We start from the raw sequence: 15,123 nt of genomic DNA, 5'->3' as shown, positions 1-15,123 counted from the left end.
TTTGTCGCGTGAGCTGAATCTTATGCGATTCTTATCTTGTTTCTCAGAAAGCACTTTCGTCGATTTCAAATTGGCTTTGCCATCCCCGATTCCGGTCTCTCGCTCTACCCTCGGTCGACTTGTGGGCCGACTTTCGCGCTCCGACCAACCTCCGCATCGCGAGCTCAGCCGTCGCCGGGATTCGTGACCGTCCGCCCGCCGGCAGGGCCTTCCCTCGGTAGGCTTGCGGCGACCTTCCGCGGCTTCCCCGCTGGGAGCGAAATTGGGTTTGTTCGTCAAATCAACGGCCGCGAATCCTTGGTGTTTCCCTTTGCGAATCAAGGGTTTGCGTCGCGGAATGACCTTGGCTTTGATCGTCCATTTCATCACGAATCCCGCCGGCCCGCGTCCTCCGCGCGGGCCGGTCCAACCTGCTCATTCACCGTCTCGCGGATTGCCAAGGAGCCGCTCGGGATTCCCGCACGCGTGGCGCGCAAGACTCCCTCCCTGCTCAATACAGTCCCGACAATCACGCCCCGAGTTTCACCAAAATGGAGAAAATCCGCAGAAGGGATCCTACAACCGCACCGTGAACGATGGAGGCACCGCGTCCCGGGTCTCGCGGGAGTCGGCTCCTTCCGGCGATGGGGCAAGCCGTGGCTACTCCCCATGCCGTCATCTCCGGTCCAGCCCCGCGGGAGGCGGCTCGGCCCGGCGACCGGGTGGGCGCAGGATCAGCGGCCGCACGATCGCTTGATGAACGAGTGCTCTGCCGCAGCTTGGATTTCGGATCTCTCCGAGCCGGAAGCGTCCGCGACGGAAAATCATGAATCATGAATTGACCGTCGCCGACGCTTCCGGCTCGGACATCGGGATCGCCTTCGTCAACCCGTCCTTTTAGCTGTGACAAAGCACGAGTGCCTTGACAGCACCAGGAATTCGGGTCGCAGGATGGGCACGGGTTGCATGCCCGACAGGAATGCCTCTCCCCTCGGTTCATGGCCACGGTTCATGGCCAGGCGAGTCGGAGAGTTCGGAGGACCAGCGTTCGTGCCTGTCCCCCGGCCAACCTCACCAACCACGGCAGGAGAGGACGATCATCCCCTCCCCTCCCGGGTGCCTGTGGCGTCCGCCACAGCGCCCCGCCATCCGCCGGCGAATGGTCGAACCGGGCGGCATCGTGGCATCCGGAGTTCGGAGTGTGGGGCAAGATCGGGCGGGCGGGGGGCGTCAGCCCCCTGCCCGACTTCGGTTTGATCGGCATCGCAGACACGGGGCCGACGTCCCCGGATCGCCGCGGGAACCGACTTCCGGGGCGGACACTCAGCCGGCGGCCTTCGCCTCGGCCTCGGCCTCCTTCAGCAGCTCGTTCACCGCATCCTCGAGCGCCTCGCCACGAAGCTCGGTGTGGCGGATCACCCCCCGGGTGTCGAGGACGTAGATGGTCGGGAAATGCGTGACGTTCCAGTCCTCGAAGAACTTCGCCCTGGTGCCGCCCGGCCACCAGTGGGCCCAGGGCAACTTCTCCTTCGCGAGGAAGTCGGTGAGCGACTTCAGCTCCTGATCATAGCTGATGCTCACCAGTTGGAACGGCTTGCCCTTGAGCCGTCCGACCATCTCGCGCTCGTGGGGGATCATCGCCTTGCACGGACCGCACCAGGTGGCCCAGATGTCGAGGACCACGACCTTGCCCCTCAGGTCGCTGAGCTTGACGGTCCTCCCCTCGATGTCCTGCGTCACGACCTCAGGGGCCATGGCGCCGATGCTGAATTCCGTGTAGTACTCGGCGTACTTCTCGCGTAGGGTCTTCTTCAGGCCCTCGACCTCGGCCGCGTAGCGGACCTGCAGGTCGATGATCTTGCGGATCGACGCGTCCTCGCGATAGCTCTTGTCGAAATCCGCCTTGTTCTCGGGCTTCTTGCTCAGGGCGAGGTTCGTGACCGCCATCTCGCCGCGGCCCAGCCTCCGCTTGAGGACGAGCGCCTGGAGGGAGCGGTCGGGGTTCTTCCGGACGACCTCGTCGAGCAAGTCGGCGGTCTCGTCGTCGCCGAGATAGCTCAATTCCCGAAGCAGGTCGCGGATTTCCGGCCGGGTCGTGTAGCGATCGCGGAGGATCTTGACGGCCTTCTTCGAAAGGACAGTGGGCTCGTAATTCTTGTCATGGTCGCTCTTCAGGGTCAGCCTGATGGCCTCGATCGCGTCGGGGCCCTCGGGCTCCTTCTCGGCGATCGCCAAGAACCTCGGCGCGAACGCGGCCGACGGGTCGGTCGCCTCGACCTTGAACGCCTTGACGGCGGCCTCGCCCTTCCTCTTCGCGGCCTCGTAGGCGGTCGAGACCTCAGTCTCGTAAGCCTTCACGGCGTCCTCGTAGGCCGCCTTGAGCGCGGCGAGCGAGTTGTCCCCGGCGGTCGCCTTCAATCTGGCGTCGTCGGCCCAAGCGGAGGCGGCCGCGGCCAGGAGGGTCAGGACGATCAGCGGTCGGCTCATTCGGGGCTTCCTCTCAGTTCAGTGTGTTCGAAACCGCATGGCTGAGGGGTGCGCGGTTGCCGAACCCGTGACCCCCGCCAGACTGGTGATAGTATCAATACGTCAATACTGATCTGCGCTGACAACCTCGCCCGTGTTGATCGTCGAGATCGCTTGCCAGACCCCGGGTTTGGCGACGGGGGTGTAGGCATCGTAAATCAGGCCGGATGTATAGGTTTCCGTGTACCAGGAGGGATCGGCAGAGGCCGACTGCCCGAAGGTCGGATCGGGTTGAACGGGGAGAGTCCAGGAGTTGATCGTCTCCTTGAGGAAACGGACCGAGCCGTCTGCGAAGGCGGCGTTGAAGCCGCCGGGATGGAAGCTCGAGGCGATCTGGGCGAGAAAGAAGGCGGAATTATTCGCCCTCCGACTCAGGTAACGCCACGGATTGGGGGGATAGAGTGTGACGAAGTTGTCGCCCTGGTTGATGACGTTCCAGAAGGGCCGGTAGCTGAGGATGAGAGCCGAGTTCGGAGCGAAAAACTCGCCGGCCGACGCGTCGATCCAGGAGCCCGAGGTGATCTCCGAGTACATCATCGTGTTGCTCGTCCCGTCGGTGACCATCGCGACCGAGACGAGTTTCCTCAGCGGGTTGAACATGCCCTGGATCCCGAGGAACCCGAACGGGCCGCCCGAGCCGGCGTAGCTGCGGCCCGTCTGCCGCCACGATCCCGGCGGCAAGACGTAGCCCCAGCCCGCACCAAGGCTGGGCGAGAAGCCCAGTGGGTCTGGCCCCCCGAGGTCGAGGGAGTCCTGGGCCGGCGCGTCACTCGGGCAGAAGAGCGTCGCGACGGCAACCCCGGCGAGGGTGATGTTGCTCGGATGCGTGGCGTACAGGTTCTGGTTGAACGCGTTGTAGAGGGCCGACTGTTCGACGAACGGCAGCAGGCGGACGAACATGGACATCTGCCCGATGCCGTTGACCTCCTCGGGAGTCATGGTCGCCCGCTGTCCGTCGAAGGGGTAGCAGCCGTTGGCGCTCTCGTAGTTCACCGCGCCGAGCGCCAGTTGCTTCAGGTTGTTGGTGCACTGGGCGCGGCGGGCGGCCTCGCGCGCCGACTGGACCGCGGGTAAGAGGAGTGCGATCAGCACGGCGATGATGGCGATGACGACAAGCAGCTCGATGAGGGTGAAACCGGACGCGGGGCGCCGGGGCGATGGCAAGGCGGTCATGACGGGGACTCCTGTGGGGCCTGGCGGACCTGGAAGAAGGGGGATGGCAGCCCTGGGGACAACGTGGGAGAGGTCGGCTTCCGCGGCGAGGGGAGGGGCGTCAGCCCCCTGTCCGGTCGATTGAAAGACACGGGAGACCGGGGCCTGACGCGCCCCGCTCGCCCGTTCGGGGAAGGGTCTCACTTCCTCCGCGCCCCCTTCGCCTTGCCCTTGACCGCGGCTTCGGGCTTGCCATCGGGGAACCGCGCGACATCGCGAAGGGCCTGGAGACGTTCCTGTGGATTCTTGACCTCGGCGAGCTTCTTCGTGATCGCCTCATGCCGGGGCGACGCCGCGGGCGGTGACGATTCGCCGCACCCCCCCGCGGCGACCAGGGCGAGGGCGAGCACCAGGGAACCCGCCGCCACCCGTGGTGACCAGAATGGCAAATCTGGCATGACGATCTCCTTCATCGATCGGGGGCGATCTCCTGGGGGGACATCCTCCCTCGCGACCTGGACCACTCGTCGGCGTGTGCGATCGTTCATGCGTCGATCTCCATGACCGAGCGGATGCGGGCGAGGGCGCGAAGGAGTCGGGACTTGACCCCGGACTCGGCCAGGCCGAGGGCCTCGGCGATCTCGGCGGTGCCGAGCTGCTCGAAGTGCCTCATGATCAGGACCTCGCGATCGCGGGGCGAGAGCGCGGCGAGCGCCTCGCGGACCCGCTCGACCTCCTCCTGCCGGGACATCCGGTTGCTCGGGCTGGTGTCGGCGGCCACGAGCTGGCGGCAGAAGGCGAGCGTTGACACGTCCGAGAGATCCGGCAGCCGGCTCTCGCGGGCGACGCTCCGCTGCTGGGTGTAGAGGTGGCGGCGGTGGGCCTGGATGACGCGCTCGCCGGCGAGCGAACGGAGCCAGCCGAAGAAGGGGAGCGGACGCTCGCGGAGGTAATCGTCCATCCGGTCGGCGGCATCCGCCAGCGTCTCCTGGACGACGTCGGAGGCGTCGACCCGGGGGGCGACCCGTGTGTCGAGCCGGGCCGAGACCATCCGGAGCAGCCGGTCCCGGTACAGCCCCAGCAGCGCGCGGCGGGCGTCGTGATCGCCGTGGCCGGCACGCTCAAGGAGATCCTGGGTCGCCTGCGTCGCCTCTGACATCGTCGTGAAGCTCCTCTACTCCTGGTCCTGCAAGCGACGGCGGGGAGGATGCACGGATATTTCGGAATTTCCGCGTCGGTAACGGCCTCTTCGTCCCAAGTCGTGTCTCCGGAGGGCGATCCGGCGAGCGGGGCGGACACTCACCCGGCGGATTTCGCCTCGGCCTCCTTCAGCAGGGCGTTGACGGCCTCCTCCATCTCCTCGCCGCGGACCCCGATGAAACGGATCACCCCGGTGTGGTCCAGCACGAACGTGGAGGGCCATCCCTGGACGTCCAGTTGCTCCTGGAGCTTACCCTCCGGGCCGTCCCACCAGTGAGTCCAGGGCATCGGGACCTTCGCGAGGAACCCCTTAAGCGTCTCCTTCTTCTCGTCGCCGCTGATGCTGATCAGCTCGAAGGGCTTTCCCTTCAATCTGGCGACCATCTCGCGCTCGTGGGGGATCATCTCCTTGCACGGCCCGCAGGTCGTGGCCCAGACGTCGAGGACGACGACCTTGCCCCTCAGGTCGGCGAGCCTGGCCGTCTTGCCGTCGAGGGTCTGGCCCACCAGGGGCGGGGCGGGATCCCCGATCGCGACGGGGGGGAGGACGTCGGCGTACCGCTCGCGGAGGGTGGCGAGGATCGGTTCGGCCTTGCCGCGGTTCGACTTCCCCTCGGTCACCTTCTCGGCGACGACTTCCTTCCCCAGGGCAATCTCGATGTCCTTCCGGAGATCTCCGTTCGTTTCGAGGTCGTTCGCGACTCTGACGCTCCATGTGTAGTAGTCGGCCCTGGCCCGCAGCGCCAGGGCCTGGATGCGGCGATCGGGATTGCGATCGACGACGTCGTCGAGGAACGCCCGGGCCTCCCTTTCCTTGTAGCGGGCGATGAGACTCAGGAGATCCCGATCGAGATCTGGGCTGGTGGTGTAATGGACGCGGAGGAGTCTGAGCGCCGTGACACGCGTGTCGATCGCTTTGCCGGACCTGTCGGGACCAATCCGAAGGGCCAGCCTGAGGGCCTCCAGGGCCTCCGGCCCCTGAGGATCCTTCGCCGCAACGGCGAGGAACCGGGGCGAGAACTCCCCGGGGTAGGCGGGCACCTTGAGCTTGTGCGCCTCGAGGGCCTTTTCTATCTCCTCCTGGTTCTTCGCGCCCCTGGTGGCAGACTCGACATCGTCAGAGTAGGACTGCTCGGCGTCCTTGTAGGCCTTCTTGAGGGCGGCGAGGGAGCCGTCACTCTGCGAGGCCGGGGCGTTCGCGTCATCGGCTCGCGCGGGGGCGGGGATCACGATCAGAAGGGCGAGGATCATCCAGGCTCGATTCATTCGAGGTTTCCTTGGGATTGGTCGGATCATGATTCGGTGGGGGGGCAACCTTCGGTCATCGGTCCCGGAGGGGTCACGAGACTCACGCCAAGCGAGTTCGATCTTCTCCGTGAATTCCCAAGGCCGAGCCGTCGGTACTGGTCGGCGCTGATCCCTTCGCCGCCGGAGCGTGTCGAGAGCGTCGAGCGGCGGGCGTCGTGATCGCCGCGGCCGGCGCGCTCAAAGAGGTCTCGGGTCGCCTGCGTCGCCTCGGTCATGGTCGTGAAGCTCCTCTGCTCCTGGTCCTGCAAGCGGCGGCGGGGAGGATGCACGGGAATTTCGGAATTTCCGCATCGGAAACGGCCTTTTCGTCCCAAGTCGTGTCTCCGGAAGGCGATCAGGCGAGCGGGGGGCGTCAGCCCCCTGTCCGGTTGAATCGGCAGAGGCGCCAGGGGGCCGACGCCCCACGCTCGCTCGCGTTGGGTTTCAATCATCCGGACAGGGGCCGACGCCTCCCGCTCGCCCGGACGAAAGGTCGCGTCAAACCAGACCTCCAGGGCGTGCGGCTGATTGCGGACGTGCTGCAGGAGGGCCTCCGGGTTGTCCAGGTGGGCGACCTTGCGCGTCGAACCCTGCTCCGTCCACCACTTCGACCTGGGTATGCCTCCATCCCGCCGGTTGAGGGCGCGGCTCGCATCGCTCTTGAAGTCCCGGAGCAGCGCCGATGGGTCGGGATCGTCGGGGACACCGACCACGAGGTGGACATGATTCGCCATGATCGCGCCGGCCAGGAGTGGCCAGCCGCGATGACGAGCGGTCTCCTCGAGCTGGCGTCGGACACACCCGGCCTCGACCCGGGTCAATCGCACGGGATCCCCGTCCAGCTTGCTCTCGGCGATGCGACGCAGGTCTCCCCGGCCGTCATCATAGGGGCGGCCTGGCTCATTATTCCGACGCTCGGGGACATGCCCCTCGAACTTGTGGCTGACTAAGCCACGCTCATCACTGGGCTGCCAGGTCCCGTAGGTCGTCCATGTCAAGAACCAGATGCGGCCGATCCCGTCCCAGTCGATCATCCGTACCTCCCTCTCAGGCGAGCGGGGGGCGTCGGCTCCCTGTCTTCCGTACTGTTTCGATCGGACACTCGGACAGGGGGCTGACGCCCCCCGCTCGCCTGGTGCTGATTCGATCGGACACTCGGACAGGGGGCTGACGCCCGCGCTCGCCTGGTGCTGATTCGATCGGACACTCGGACAGGGGGCTGACGCCCCACGCTCGCCTGGTCGGGCACGGGCGCTCAGCGGGGCCTGGCGAGCGCGGCGCGGGCATCGCGGACCTTTGCCAGCCGCTCGACGGCCTGGACGGTGTCGGCATGGTCCGGTCCGAGACTGCGTCGTCGGACCTCGACGCACCGGCTCGCGAGCGATTCGGCCTCGTCGAACCGGCCTCGTTTCTCGAGCACCGAGGCCAGTGTCAGTATGCTGCTCAGGATATAGGGATGTTCGGGGCCGATCACCTTGCGACGCCCCTCGATGCACTCGCGGAGCAGGGCCTCGGCCTCCTCGAGCCGCCCCATCGGTTCCAGCGTCCGGGCCAGGTTCTCGAGCGTGGTGAGCCGATCGGGGGAGAGTGGCCCGAGGGCCTCTCGCTGGGCCTCGCTGCATTCCCGGAAGAGGCGCTCCGCCTCCAGGTATCGCTTCTGCCCCAGGAGCGACAGGCCGAGGTTGTGCGTCGATGTGACGGTTTCGCGATCTTTCGGCCCGAGCACGCGACGCCGCACGTCCTGGACCTGGCGATTCAATGCCTCGGCTTCGGCGTAACGTTTGGCGCTCATCTCGGTCGAGGCGAGGTATTCGAGCGTGCGGAGGGTGAGGAGGTGTTCCCCTCCGAGGATGCGGGCGGCCTCCCGCGAGGCGTGGTGGAGGATCTCGCTGGCGGGATCGTGCTGTCCCTGGTGGAAGAGGGCGTGGCCGAGCTCGGCGAGGGCCGCGAGCCCGTCCTCCCCGGGGCCGCCGGGGAGGTGTTCGAGGCGTTCCCAGGCCGCGCGGAAGTGTGGCTCGCTACGGGCGAACTGGCCCAAACCGTGATAGGAGTTACCGATCGCCATGCGGATGGCGGCCTCGGTCTCGGGCTGATCGGCGAATGACCGGCCGACCTCGTCCGCGGCCCGGTCGAGGGCCTCCAGCACCGTGAGCCGGCGGGCGTCCTGGTTGGTGCCGGGCTCGGCCTGGCCCAGGATCTTGTCGATGAGGAAACGGTTGATGGCCTCGGCCCGGTCGGCCTGGGCCAACGCCTTCCGCTCGGCGACGACGAGGAGGGCCTTCTGGGACTCGGCCGCGTTCCGCTGGCGGACGGCCTCTCGCCAGTTCCAGGAGATGCCGGCAAAGCCCAGGAGAAGCGCCGTCACCAGCGCCGCGGCGAGGCCGGCCATCGCGGGCTTGCGCCGGCACCACCGCCAGGCCCGTGCCACCGGCCCGACCGGGCGGGCGGCGATCGGGCGGCCGTCGAGGAAGCGGCCCAGATCGTCGGCCAGCTTCCTGGCCGTCTCGTAGCGGGCCGACGGGTCCCGGGCCAGGGCCTTGTGCACGATCGTGGCGAGGTCGACGGGGATCGCCGGGTTGAGCCGCCGCACCGGCTCCGGCTCGTCCTCGGCGATCCGACGCAGGATCTCCTGCTTGTCGGCCCCCTTCACGGCCGGTTCGAGGATCAGCAATTCGTAGAGCGTGGCGCCGATCGCGTAGATGTCGGTGCGGCGGTCGACGAGCGCGCGGTGGCCGAGGGCCTGTTCGGGGCTCATGTAGCGGAGCGTCCCGGGCAGGTCGCCGGTGAGGGTCAGCCCGGTCCCGCCCTGGACGTCGGCCATGCCCAGGTCGGCCAGCCAGAGCGTTCCCTTGGTGTCGAGCAGCAGGTTCGCGGGCTTGACGTCGCGGTGGGTGACGCCCTGGTCGTGCGCGTACCCGAGCGCCTCGGCGGCCTGAATGCCGAGGCGGGCGACCGTCCGCAGATAGGCCCCGCTGCGGATCGTCGGGTTCCTCGCCTCGCCGGGTTCCGCATCCGGCGCGGAGGGGGGCTGACGGCGGCCGTCGCCGCCGGGCTCGGAACGGGGCCGGGCGAAGCGGCCCGAGAGCAATCCGGCGGCCAGGGCTCCGGGACTGGCGTCGTCCCGGCTCGGTGCCGCCGGCTCGGGAGAGTCCGATGGGCTGCGGAGCTCGGCGATGATGTCGGCCAGGCTGCGGCCCTCGACGTACTGCATGGCGTAATAGGGCACGCCGCCGATCGTGCCGACGGCGTAGACCGGGACGATCCCCGGGTGCTGGAGCAGCCCGGCGACCTGGGCCTCGAGCTGGAACCGCTGGAGTGCCTTCGAGTCGAGGGCCGCGGCGGGCGGGAGGATCTTGAGCGCGACGCGTCGGCCGATGGGCAACTGGCGGGCCTCGTAGACGACGCCCATCCCCCCCCGGCCGATCTCGCGGTCGATCTGGAAGTCGCCGAAGAGGCGGCGGCCCTCGCGGTCCGGCTCGCCGGGGAGGAAGGCGTCGGCGACGACCTTCCCGGCCCGGGCCACCCGCACCAGCGCCGGCAGGAGCTGCCGGATCGAGCCGGCCCAGGCCGGGTGCTGGGCCGCGACCGCTTCGGGATCGACGGGCTCGCCGTCCTGGATCCGCTGGGTCAGCTCGTCGAAGAGTTCCGCCAGCGCGGGGTCGAGGTCCGCCTGCGAGGCGTTCGCCAGGGCCGAATTCGGGCCCGAGATTTCGCTACGGACGAGGCGATCGTTGTCGATCATCGCGGGGACTCGACGCTGAGCCGAGGACGGTCGAAGAGACGTGACGCTCTCCGTCGGGCGGGCGTAATGCCGCCCTGGGATGATGACCTGCGACATCGGGTCTTCGGCCCGGCCGGAGAGGATGGCCAGGCCAGGCGGCGCCGCCGCGGTGTTCGCCGCTCGACGCGAACCACCCCACGGATGAACCATGCTAGCACATCCCGAGCGCCGCAAACCACGGATCTCGGCGTGCCGCGGCCCGGGCGGCGAGCCGGAAGGTCCCGGGAACGCGCCAGGGCGCCGTCGCCGCGTCTCGAACGGTCCTCCCTTCCCTGGTGCGTGGCCTCGCGTCGTTTCCGGCCGGACCCTCCGACCCCGCGACGCCCGGCGGTCGCGATCACGAGCACCTCGCCCAGGCCGGCCATCGCCGGCGTGCCGCGGCACCCTCGCCCGCCGTGCCCGAGCGATCCGACCGGGCGGGCGGCGTCCTTCGGCCCATCACCTCGCACCCCGAAATCCATCGCCGGTTGGAACTCCTCGAAGGAACATTCGATCCCGCTCGCATGATCAAACGTGGTGGATCAGCCGTGTTCTCTCGTCCCGAGCCGGAGGTCTCTCGCTCGAACCCAACTCGGGCAAGCTGGCTAACCTTCTGATCCCAGTCCCGCTCGCTTGTTGGCACCTGACCACTGGCCTGAGAGACGTCCGTGAGCACGACTCACCCAGCGGCGGAGGATCGTCCCTGGAGAGCTACATTCTAAACTTGTTCTATGGGAAAAGTCTAGATTCGCCGGTTCGGGCACACCATGCACCTGGCTTGTGTCGCGAGTTCGAGAAGCACCGGCGAACCTTGATTTGCCATTTGCACTCGAGCGACGATAGGTGATCGTCGCGAGTCCCGATGCCGTCTCGGGCTCACTTGCCGGGGCGGGCCGAGACAGAAATCGTTCCCCTCTAACCAAGGGGGAGAGCCGGATTTGGCGTCGTCCTGAAGCCCGCGCGCGCTTCCGCCGGATGAGCCTTTCGTAGGGTGCGTCAAGCGGAGCGCAGACGCACCGGACCGCCGAGGCATGGTGGACGAGCGAGCGATCTGAGGTCCCTGTGCCTTGCCCGAACGGGGAATCCTCGCCATCCTGGTGCCGATCCGATCCGGTGCGTCTGCGCTCCGCTTGACGCACCCTACGAAGGACGGTCTCACCCTGAGGAGAGACTCCCTGGGGGGAGGTGAACTGCCCCGCCGCTCATCCGGGGCACGCTTCGGCCGGATGAACCAGATCGAAACCTGGGACATATGGGGGCCTTGACTATGTAGACTTGTTGGTTTCTCGATTCTTTTGGCTTTCGATCTTCCCCAGATTACTCCCCTCGAGTGTCTGGTCACCGATCGTGTGGCCACCGATCGTGGGCCTGGTGTGCGCCGTATGGCCGTCCGAGACCTTGGATCGGAGAGAACGCCAGGAGCCATGGATCGATTCGAACAATGGCTGTTTTGCCTTTCCGATCAACAGGGCATCGCCCAACCTTTCCTAGGCTCGTCGAGATTTATGAATGCTCCCCTATCTGCCCCCGGGATACGATGAAGGGGCGAGCCGGCCGGCAGAAATACAGGGAGGTCAAGTGCACCACATTGAGCGTCATCGAACGACACACATCGGCTGGTTGCGCGCCTCCGTCCTGGGGGCAAACGACGGTCTCATCTCGACGGCGAGTTTGGTGGTCGGTGTCGCCGCTTCCGGCGTCCCACGGTCCGCCGTCCTCATCTCCGGCGTCGCCGGTCTGGTGGCCGGGACAATGTCCATGGCCGCGGGAGAGTATGTTTCCGTGAGCTCGCAGGCCGACACCGAGGCAGCGGACCTTGCACGCGAGCGTCGCGAGCTTGCGACGGACGAGGAGGCCGAGCGAGCAGAACTCGCGGCGATTTATGTGGACCGTGGCCTGACGCCACCGCTCGCGGCACAGGTCGCGGAACAACTCATGGCCAAGGACGCGCTCGAGGCTCACGCCCGGGACGAACTCGGGCTCTCGGACACGACGGCGGCGCGGCCGCTTCAAGCGGCGCTCGCCTCAGCGGTGTCCTTCGCCGTTGGGGCCCTGTTGCCGGTCGTGATCTCGGCTGTGGTCCCGCGGGCCCTGCTGGCGGTCCTCGTCACCACGAGCACGCTCGCTCTCCTGGGCGTGTTAGGCGCGGTGGCAGCGCGTGTCGGGGGCGCAATCATGTGGCGGGGTGCCTTCAGGGTCACTTTCTGGGGCGCGCTCGCCATGGGCCTGTCGGCGTTGGTGGGGAGGCTGTTCGGTGCGACCGTCTAGAGGTGGTACACGGAGGCGTGACCGTTGGAAGAGAGCGAGAATCGCCGGTCTCGTTAATCGGACATGCCGCGAACCTCTCGATGGCCATACCCCCACGTCGCCAGAAATCGAGGGCCGTCGATCGCCCTATGGCAGACGGCACCGGCATTACTCACCAACACCACGCCCATGCCCGCCGAGGCGCTCTGGCCGAACCAAGGAACGGAAAGCCGATGGCTACCAAGACACCCCGACAAGCGGGCCCGGCGCCGAGGGAATCGGTCGTCCAATGGCTCCTCGATTCGGACCCTTCGATTCGCTGGCAGGTGATGCGTGATGTCGTCGGCGAATCCGAAGAGATGATCGCCCGTGTGAGAGAGCGGGTCGCTACCGAGGGCTGGGGTTCGAAACTCCTGGACCGGCAGCGATCGGATGGCAACTGGGGGGACGGGAGCTCGTGCCCGCAGTGGCAATCCACCCTGGGCACCTTCGTGCTACTCCGCGAACTGGGCCTCGACCCGGCGTCCGAGCGAGCGCGCAGTGCCGTCGGCCTCCTCCGCGACCAGGTTACCTGGGGGCCGGAGTTCGGTGACTCGCCGTTCTTCGAGGGCGAGGTCGAGCCCTGCATCAACGGCCGAGTCCTGTCGCTCGGCGCCTACTTCGGCCAGCCGAGCGGCCGGCTGCTCGAACGGCTCCTCGGCGAACAGCTCCTGGACGGCGGGTGGAACTGCGAGGCGGAGCGAGGCTCGGTGCGCTCGTCGTTCCACACCACGATCTGCGTCCTCGAGGGACTTCTCGAGTATGAGAGAGCGAATGGTGCGACGGCCAGGGTGACGGACGCGCGGCTGCGGGGAGAGGCGTATCTCCTGGAGCGTCGCATGTTCCGGCGGCTCTCAACCGGCGAGGTGATCAAGGACCGAAATGGGGATCACGACTGGACGCAGTTCGCGTTCCCGACCGCCTGGCATTACGACGTGCTGAGGGGCCTCGACTACTTGCGAGCCGCCGATGTTGAACCGGACGAACGAGTCGCGGAAGTCATTGGCCATGTGGAGGAGAGACGAAACCTGGACGGCCGATGGCCGCTCGCTGTCACCCACCGAGATCCCGCTGAATTCGACATGGAGGGCGGGGCTGGCGAGCCCAGTCGTTGGAATACACTCCGCGCCCTACGAGTGCTGGACTGGTACTCAGGACGACGCGGGACGGGATCTCCGAGCTGAAGGAGTCCGTCTCTCCGAGTGAGTAGGAGCTCGTCGTAGCGAATCACCCATGCGGATGACCGCCGCGCCCCGAGCTTCGCTTCCCGGCACGGATCCGGTGGCTCCGTGCAAGATCGCCAACGGTGAACTCGGCCTCACCGACGAGCCTGGGGAACTCGTCGGTGAAATGTCAGTCGTTGACTGTCTCCATCCCGAGGCCCCACTTCGCGTGTAACATTGGCCACGCATCCGAGGCCGCAAGTTCAGAGAGGATTGATAACTTCTGGCATGTTGGCATGTCGATCTCGCGACGCCTCTGGTTATCGATCTCCCCAGACTACCCACTTGAGCGCCTGGCCACCGATCCGGCCCCCGGCCACCGATCCCATGGCTTGATCCGACGATCCGAGGCCGCCGCTAGCTGTCGATGAAACTGACCATTGCCAGCCGGCTGAAGCCGCGGATGTCTCCGATCGTCATGAATTCGCGGATCATGCCGTGGACCCACTCATTCCAGTCGTCGTCCGACTCGGGAGCAATTCCGACCTCCGGCAGCGGGGGCGCCTTGAACCGGGGTCCCAGGGTGAGGATCCGGCCTAGCCGGTCGATCATGAAGCGGGCCTCGTCTTCCGTCCACACTCCCATCCACAGACCGCGGTCGTCGCTCGGGATGAGGGGGAAGTCGAAACTCTTGAGATCAATTTCCGCGTGCGGGAGCATCGAGCCGCACTTGTATCCGCGCAGCACTTTCTGCCAGTTGAGCGCAAAGCGGGCAAGCTCCTCCGGCGTCAGCAAGCCGCTCTTCTCCGTGAAGTCGAGGAGACTGCCGATCCACCACCTCCGGTAACCGCTCGTGATCCTCTTGACGAAGCCGATGCCCGTGCACCCGCTGAGTGCTCTGAGGAGGCTGCGCAGCGCGTCGCTGCTTTCCTCCCGAACGTGCTCACTCGCCGCCCGTGCCAGGAACAGGTCGCATGATGAGGCGGGATTCGGTATGTCTTCCCTTCGGCTCGGACTCGCGCTTCTTGGGATGGTAGTCCGGAGAACGGCGTCGCCAGGTACGGCGCGGACGGGTCCGCGATCCGGTTCCCACCAGGAGACCGCCCCGGCTTCCCGATCGGTCCCATGATCGACGACGTACTGGAGCACGCTGCCGACCGGTTGCGCCAGGAAGTCGACGAGGGCAGGCACGTCGACCGCATAGGCTTCGATCCGAACTCCCATGGGACCCCCTTGTCGCGGATTCAATCGCCCGGCCCCGACGCTGGCCCTCCTGCGGCATAACGAATCCTGCGACACCCTCCTTCATACATGATCCATACTGACCGAGTATGCGGTCCCGATCGGGACGCGCGCGGACTCCCCGCTCGACACGGTATGCCCGAACTGGGCTCGGAGGAATCCGGGAGGAATCAGAGATTCAGTGGCCACGCAGGGAGCCGTGGCCGCGCATCCACGATCGGAATCTTGGGGAGGATGGATGATTTCCGACCTGTCGGCGTGTCGAACTCGCGATGCCTCTGGCTCTCGGACTTCCCCGATTATTCCCCATGAGTGCGTGGCCACCGATCTCCCCCGTGGCCACCGATCTCTCCTAGGTCGGGGTGAAATCGAGGTTCATGACCGTTCACGGTCGGATCAAGCTCCAGCACCTGTACCCCGCCATTCCACCCGAATATTCCAGGTTCATCCGGCGGAAGCGCGCGCCGGGAGATTCGCGACGCCACTCCTTGACATGGGGAATTGTTGAGCTGGAGGCCCCCGATCTTC

10 protein-coding genes are annotated in these 15,123 nt (G+C 66.8%); 2 read left to right on the top strand and 8 right to left on the bottom strand.

Annotated features, from left to right (window positions below):
- Positions 1 to 1,302 precede the first annotated feature (1,302 nt).
- The 7 genes from G6O54_RS34745 to G6O54_RS34715 form a co-directional block, all read right to left on the bottom strand.
- Complete coding sequence (locus G6O54_RS34745) at positions 1,303 to 2,466, bottom strand: TlpA family protein disulfide reductase (RefSeq protein ID WP_165234829.1); 1,164 nt, start codon at positions 2,464 to 2,466, stop codon at positions 1,303 to 1,305.
- A 102-nt stretch (positions 2,467 to 2,568) separates the two neighbouring features.
- Complete coding sequence (locus G6O54_RS34740) at positions 2,569 to 3,678, bottom strand: DUF1559 domain-containing protein (protein WP_165234832.1); 1,110 nt, start codon at positions 3,676 to 3,678, stop codon at positions 2,569 to 2,571.
- 179 nt (positions 3,679 to 3,857) lie between these two features.
- Positions 3,858 to 4,115, bottom strand: a complete 258-nt coding sequence (locus G6O54_RS34735) for a hypothetical protein (RefSeq protein WP_165234826.1) — start codon at positions 4,113 to 4,115, stop codon at positions 3,858 to 3,860.
- Positions 4,116 to 4,201: 86 nt separating this feature from the next.
- Positions 4,202 to 4,816, bottom strand: a complete 615-nt coding sequence (locus G6O54_RS34730) for a sigma-70 family RNA polymerase sigma factor (RefSeq protein ID WP_165234822.1) — start codon at positions 4,814 to 4,816, stop codon at positions 4,202 to 4,204.
- 140 nt (positions 4,817 to 4,956) lie between these two features.
- Complete coding sequence (locus G6O54_RS34725; RefSeq protein ID WP_165234819.1) at positions 4,957 to 6,123, bottom strand: TlpA family protein disulfide reductase; 1,167 nt, start codon at positions 6,121 to 6,123, stop codon at positions 4,957 to 4,959.
- A 26-nt stretch (positions 6,124 to 6,149) separates the two neighbouring features.
- Positions 6,150 to 7,178 carry a transposase gene (locus G6O54_RS34720; RefSeq protein WP_165234816.1) on the bottom strand — a complete coding sequence of 343 codons (1,029 nt, stop codon included), beginning with the start codon at positions 7,176 to 7,178 and terminating at the stop codon, positions 6,150 to 6,152.
- 221 nt (positions 7,179 to 7,399) lie between these two features.
- Positions 7,400 to 9,886, bottom strand: a complete 2,487-nt coding sequence (locus G6O54_RS34715) for a serine/threonine-protein kinase (RefSeq protein WP_165234813.1) — start codon at positions 9,884 to 9,886, stop codon at positions 7,400 to 7,402.
- Between the two features lie 1,596 nt (positions 9,887 to 11,482).
- Between G6O54_RS34715 and G6O54_RS34710 the strand changes: the two genes are divergently transcribed.
- Entirely contained in the window at positions 11,483 to 12,172 is a 690-nt protein-coding gene (locus G6O54_RS34710) for a VIT1/CCC1 transporter family protein (RefSeq protein ID WP_205679139.1), read from the top strand.
- Positions 12,173 to 12,510: 338 nt separating this feature from the next.
- Positions 12,511 to 13,374 (top strand): hypothetical protein, encoded by an 864-nt coding sequence (locus tag G6O54_RS34705; protein WP_205679138.1) that lies wholly within the window; start codon positions 12,511 to 12,513, stop codon positions 13,372 to 13,374.
- Positions 13,375 to 13,770: 396 nt separating this feature from the next.
- On the opposite strand, the gene G6O54_RS34700 is transcribed toward G6O54_RS34705, so the two are convergent.
- The gene (locus G6O54_RS34700; protein WP_165234804.1) at positions 13,771 to 14,577 is read right to left on the bottom strand and encodes a hypothetical protein; all 807 of its coding nucleotides are present in this window, start codon (positions 14,575 to 14,577) and stop codon (positions 13,771 to 13,773) included.
- Positions 14,578 to 15,123 lie beyond the last annotated feature (546 nt).

The sequence above is a fragment of the Aquisphaera insulae genome (assembly GCF_011064615.1).
Classification (GTDB): Bacteria; Planctomycetota; Planctomycetia; order Isosphaerales; family Isosphaeraceae; genus Aquisphaera; species Aquisphaera insulae.
The sequence above is the reverse complement of the archived record's forward strand: the minus strand, read 5'-3'. Positions and strand labels throughout refer to the sequence as shown.

Excerpts from the sequence above, each read along its gene's own strand:
- G6O54_RS34745 (WP_165234829.1), bottom strand. The coding sequence starts at position 2,466 with ATGAGCCGACCGCTGATCGTCCTGACCCTCCTGGCCGCGGCCGCCTCC.
- G6O54_RS34740 (WP_165234832.1), bottom strand. The coding sequence starts at position 3,678 with ATGACCGCCTTGCCATCGCCCCGGCGCCCCGCGTCCGGTTTCACCCTC.
- G6O54_RS34735 (WP_165234826.1), bottom strand. The coding sequence starts at position 4,115 with ATGCCAGATTTGCCATTCTGGTCACCACGGGTGGCGGCGGGTTCCCTG.
- G6O54_RS34730 (WP_165234822.1), bottom strand. The coding sequence starts at position 4,816 with ATGTCAGAGGCGACGCAGGCGACCCAGGATCTCCTTGAGCGTGCCGGC.
- G6O54_RS34725 (WP_165234819.1), bottom strand. The coding sequence starts at position 6,123 with ATGAATCGAGCCTGGATGATCCTCGCCCTTCTGATCGTGATCCCCGCC.
- G6O54_RS34720 (WP_165234816.1), bottom strand. The coding sequence starts at position 7,178 with ATGATCGACTGGGACGGGATCGGCCGCATCTGGTTCTTGACATGGACG.
- G6O54_RS34715 (WP_165234813.1), bottom strand. The coding sequence starts at position 9,886 with ATGATCGACAACGATCGCCTCGTCCGTAGCGAAATCTCGGGCCCGAAT.
- G6O54_RS34705 (WP_205679138.1), top strand. The coding sequence starts at position 12,511 with ATGATCGCCCGTGTGAGAGAGCGGGTCGCTACCGAGGGCTGGGGTTCG.
- G6O54_RS34700 (WP_165234804.1), bottom strand. The coding sequence starts at position 14,577 with ATGGGAGTTCGGATCGAAGCCTATGCGGTCGACGTGCCTGCCCTCGTC.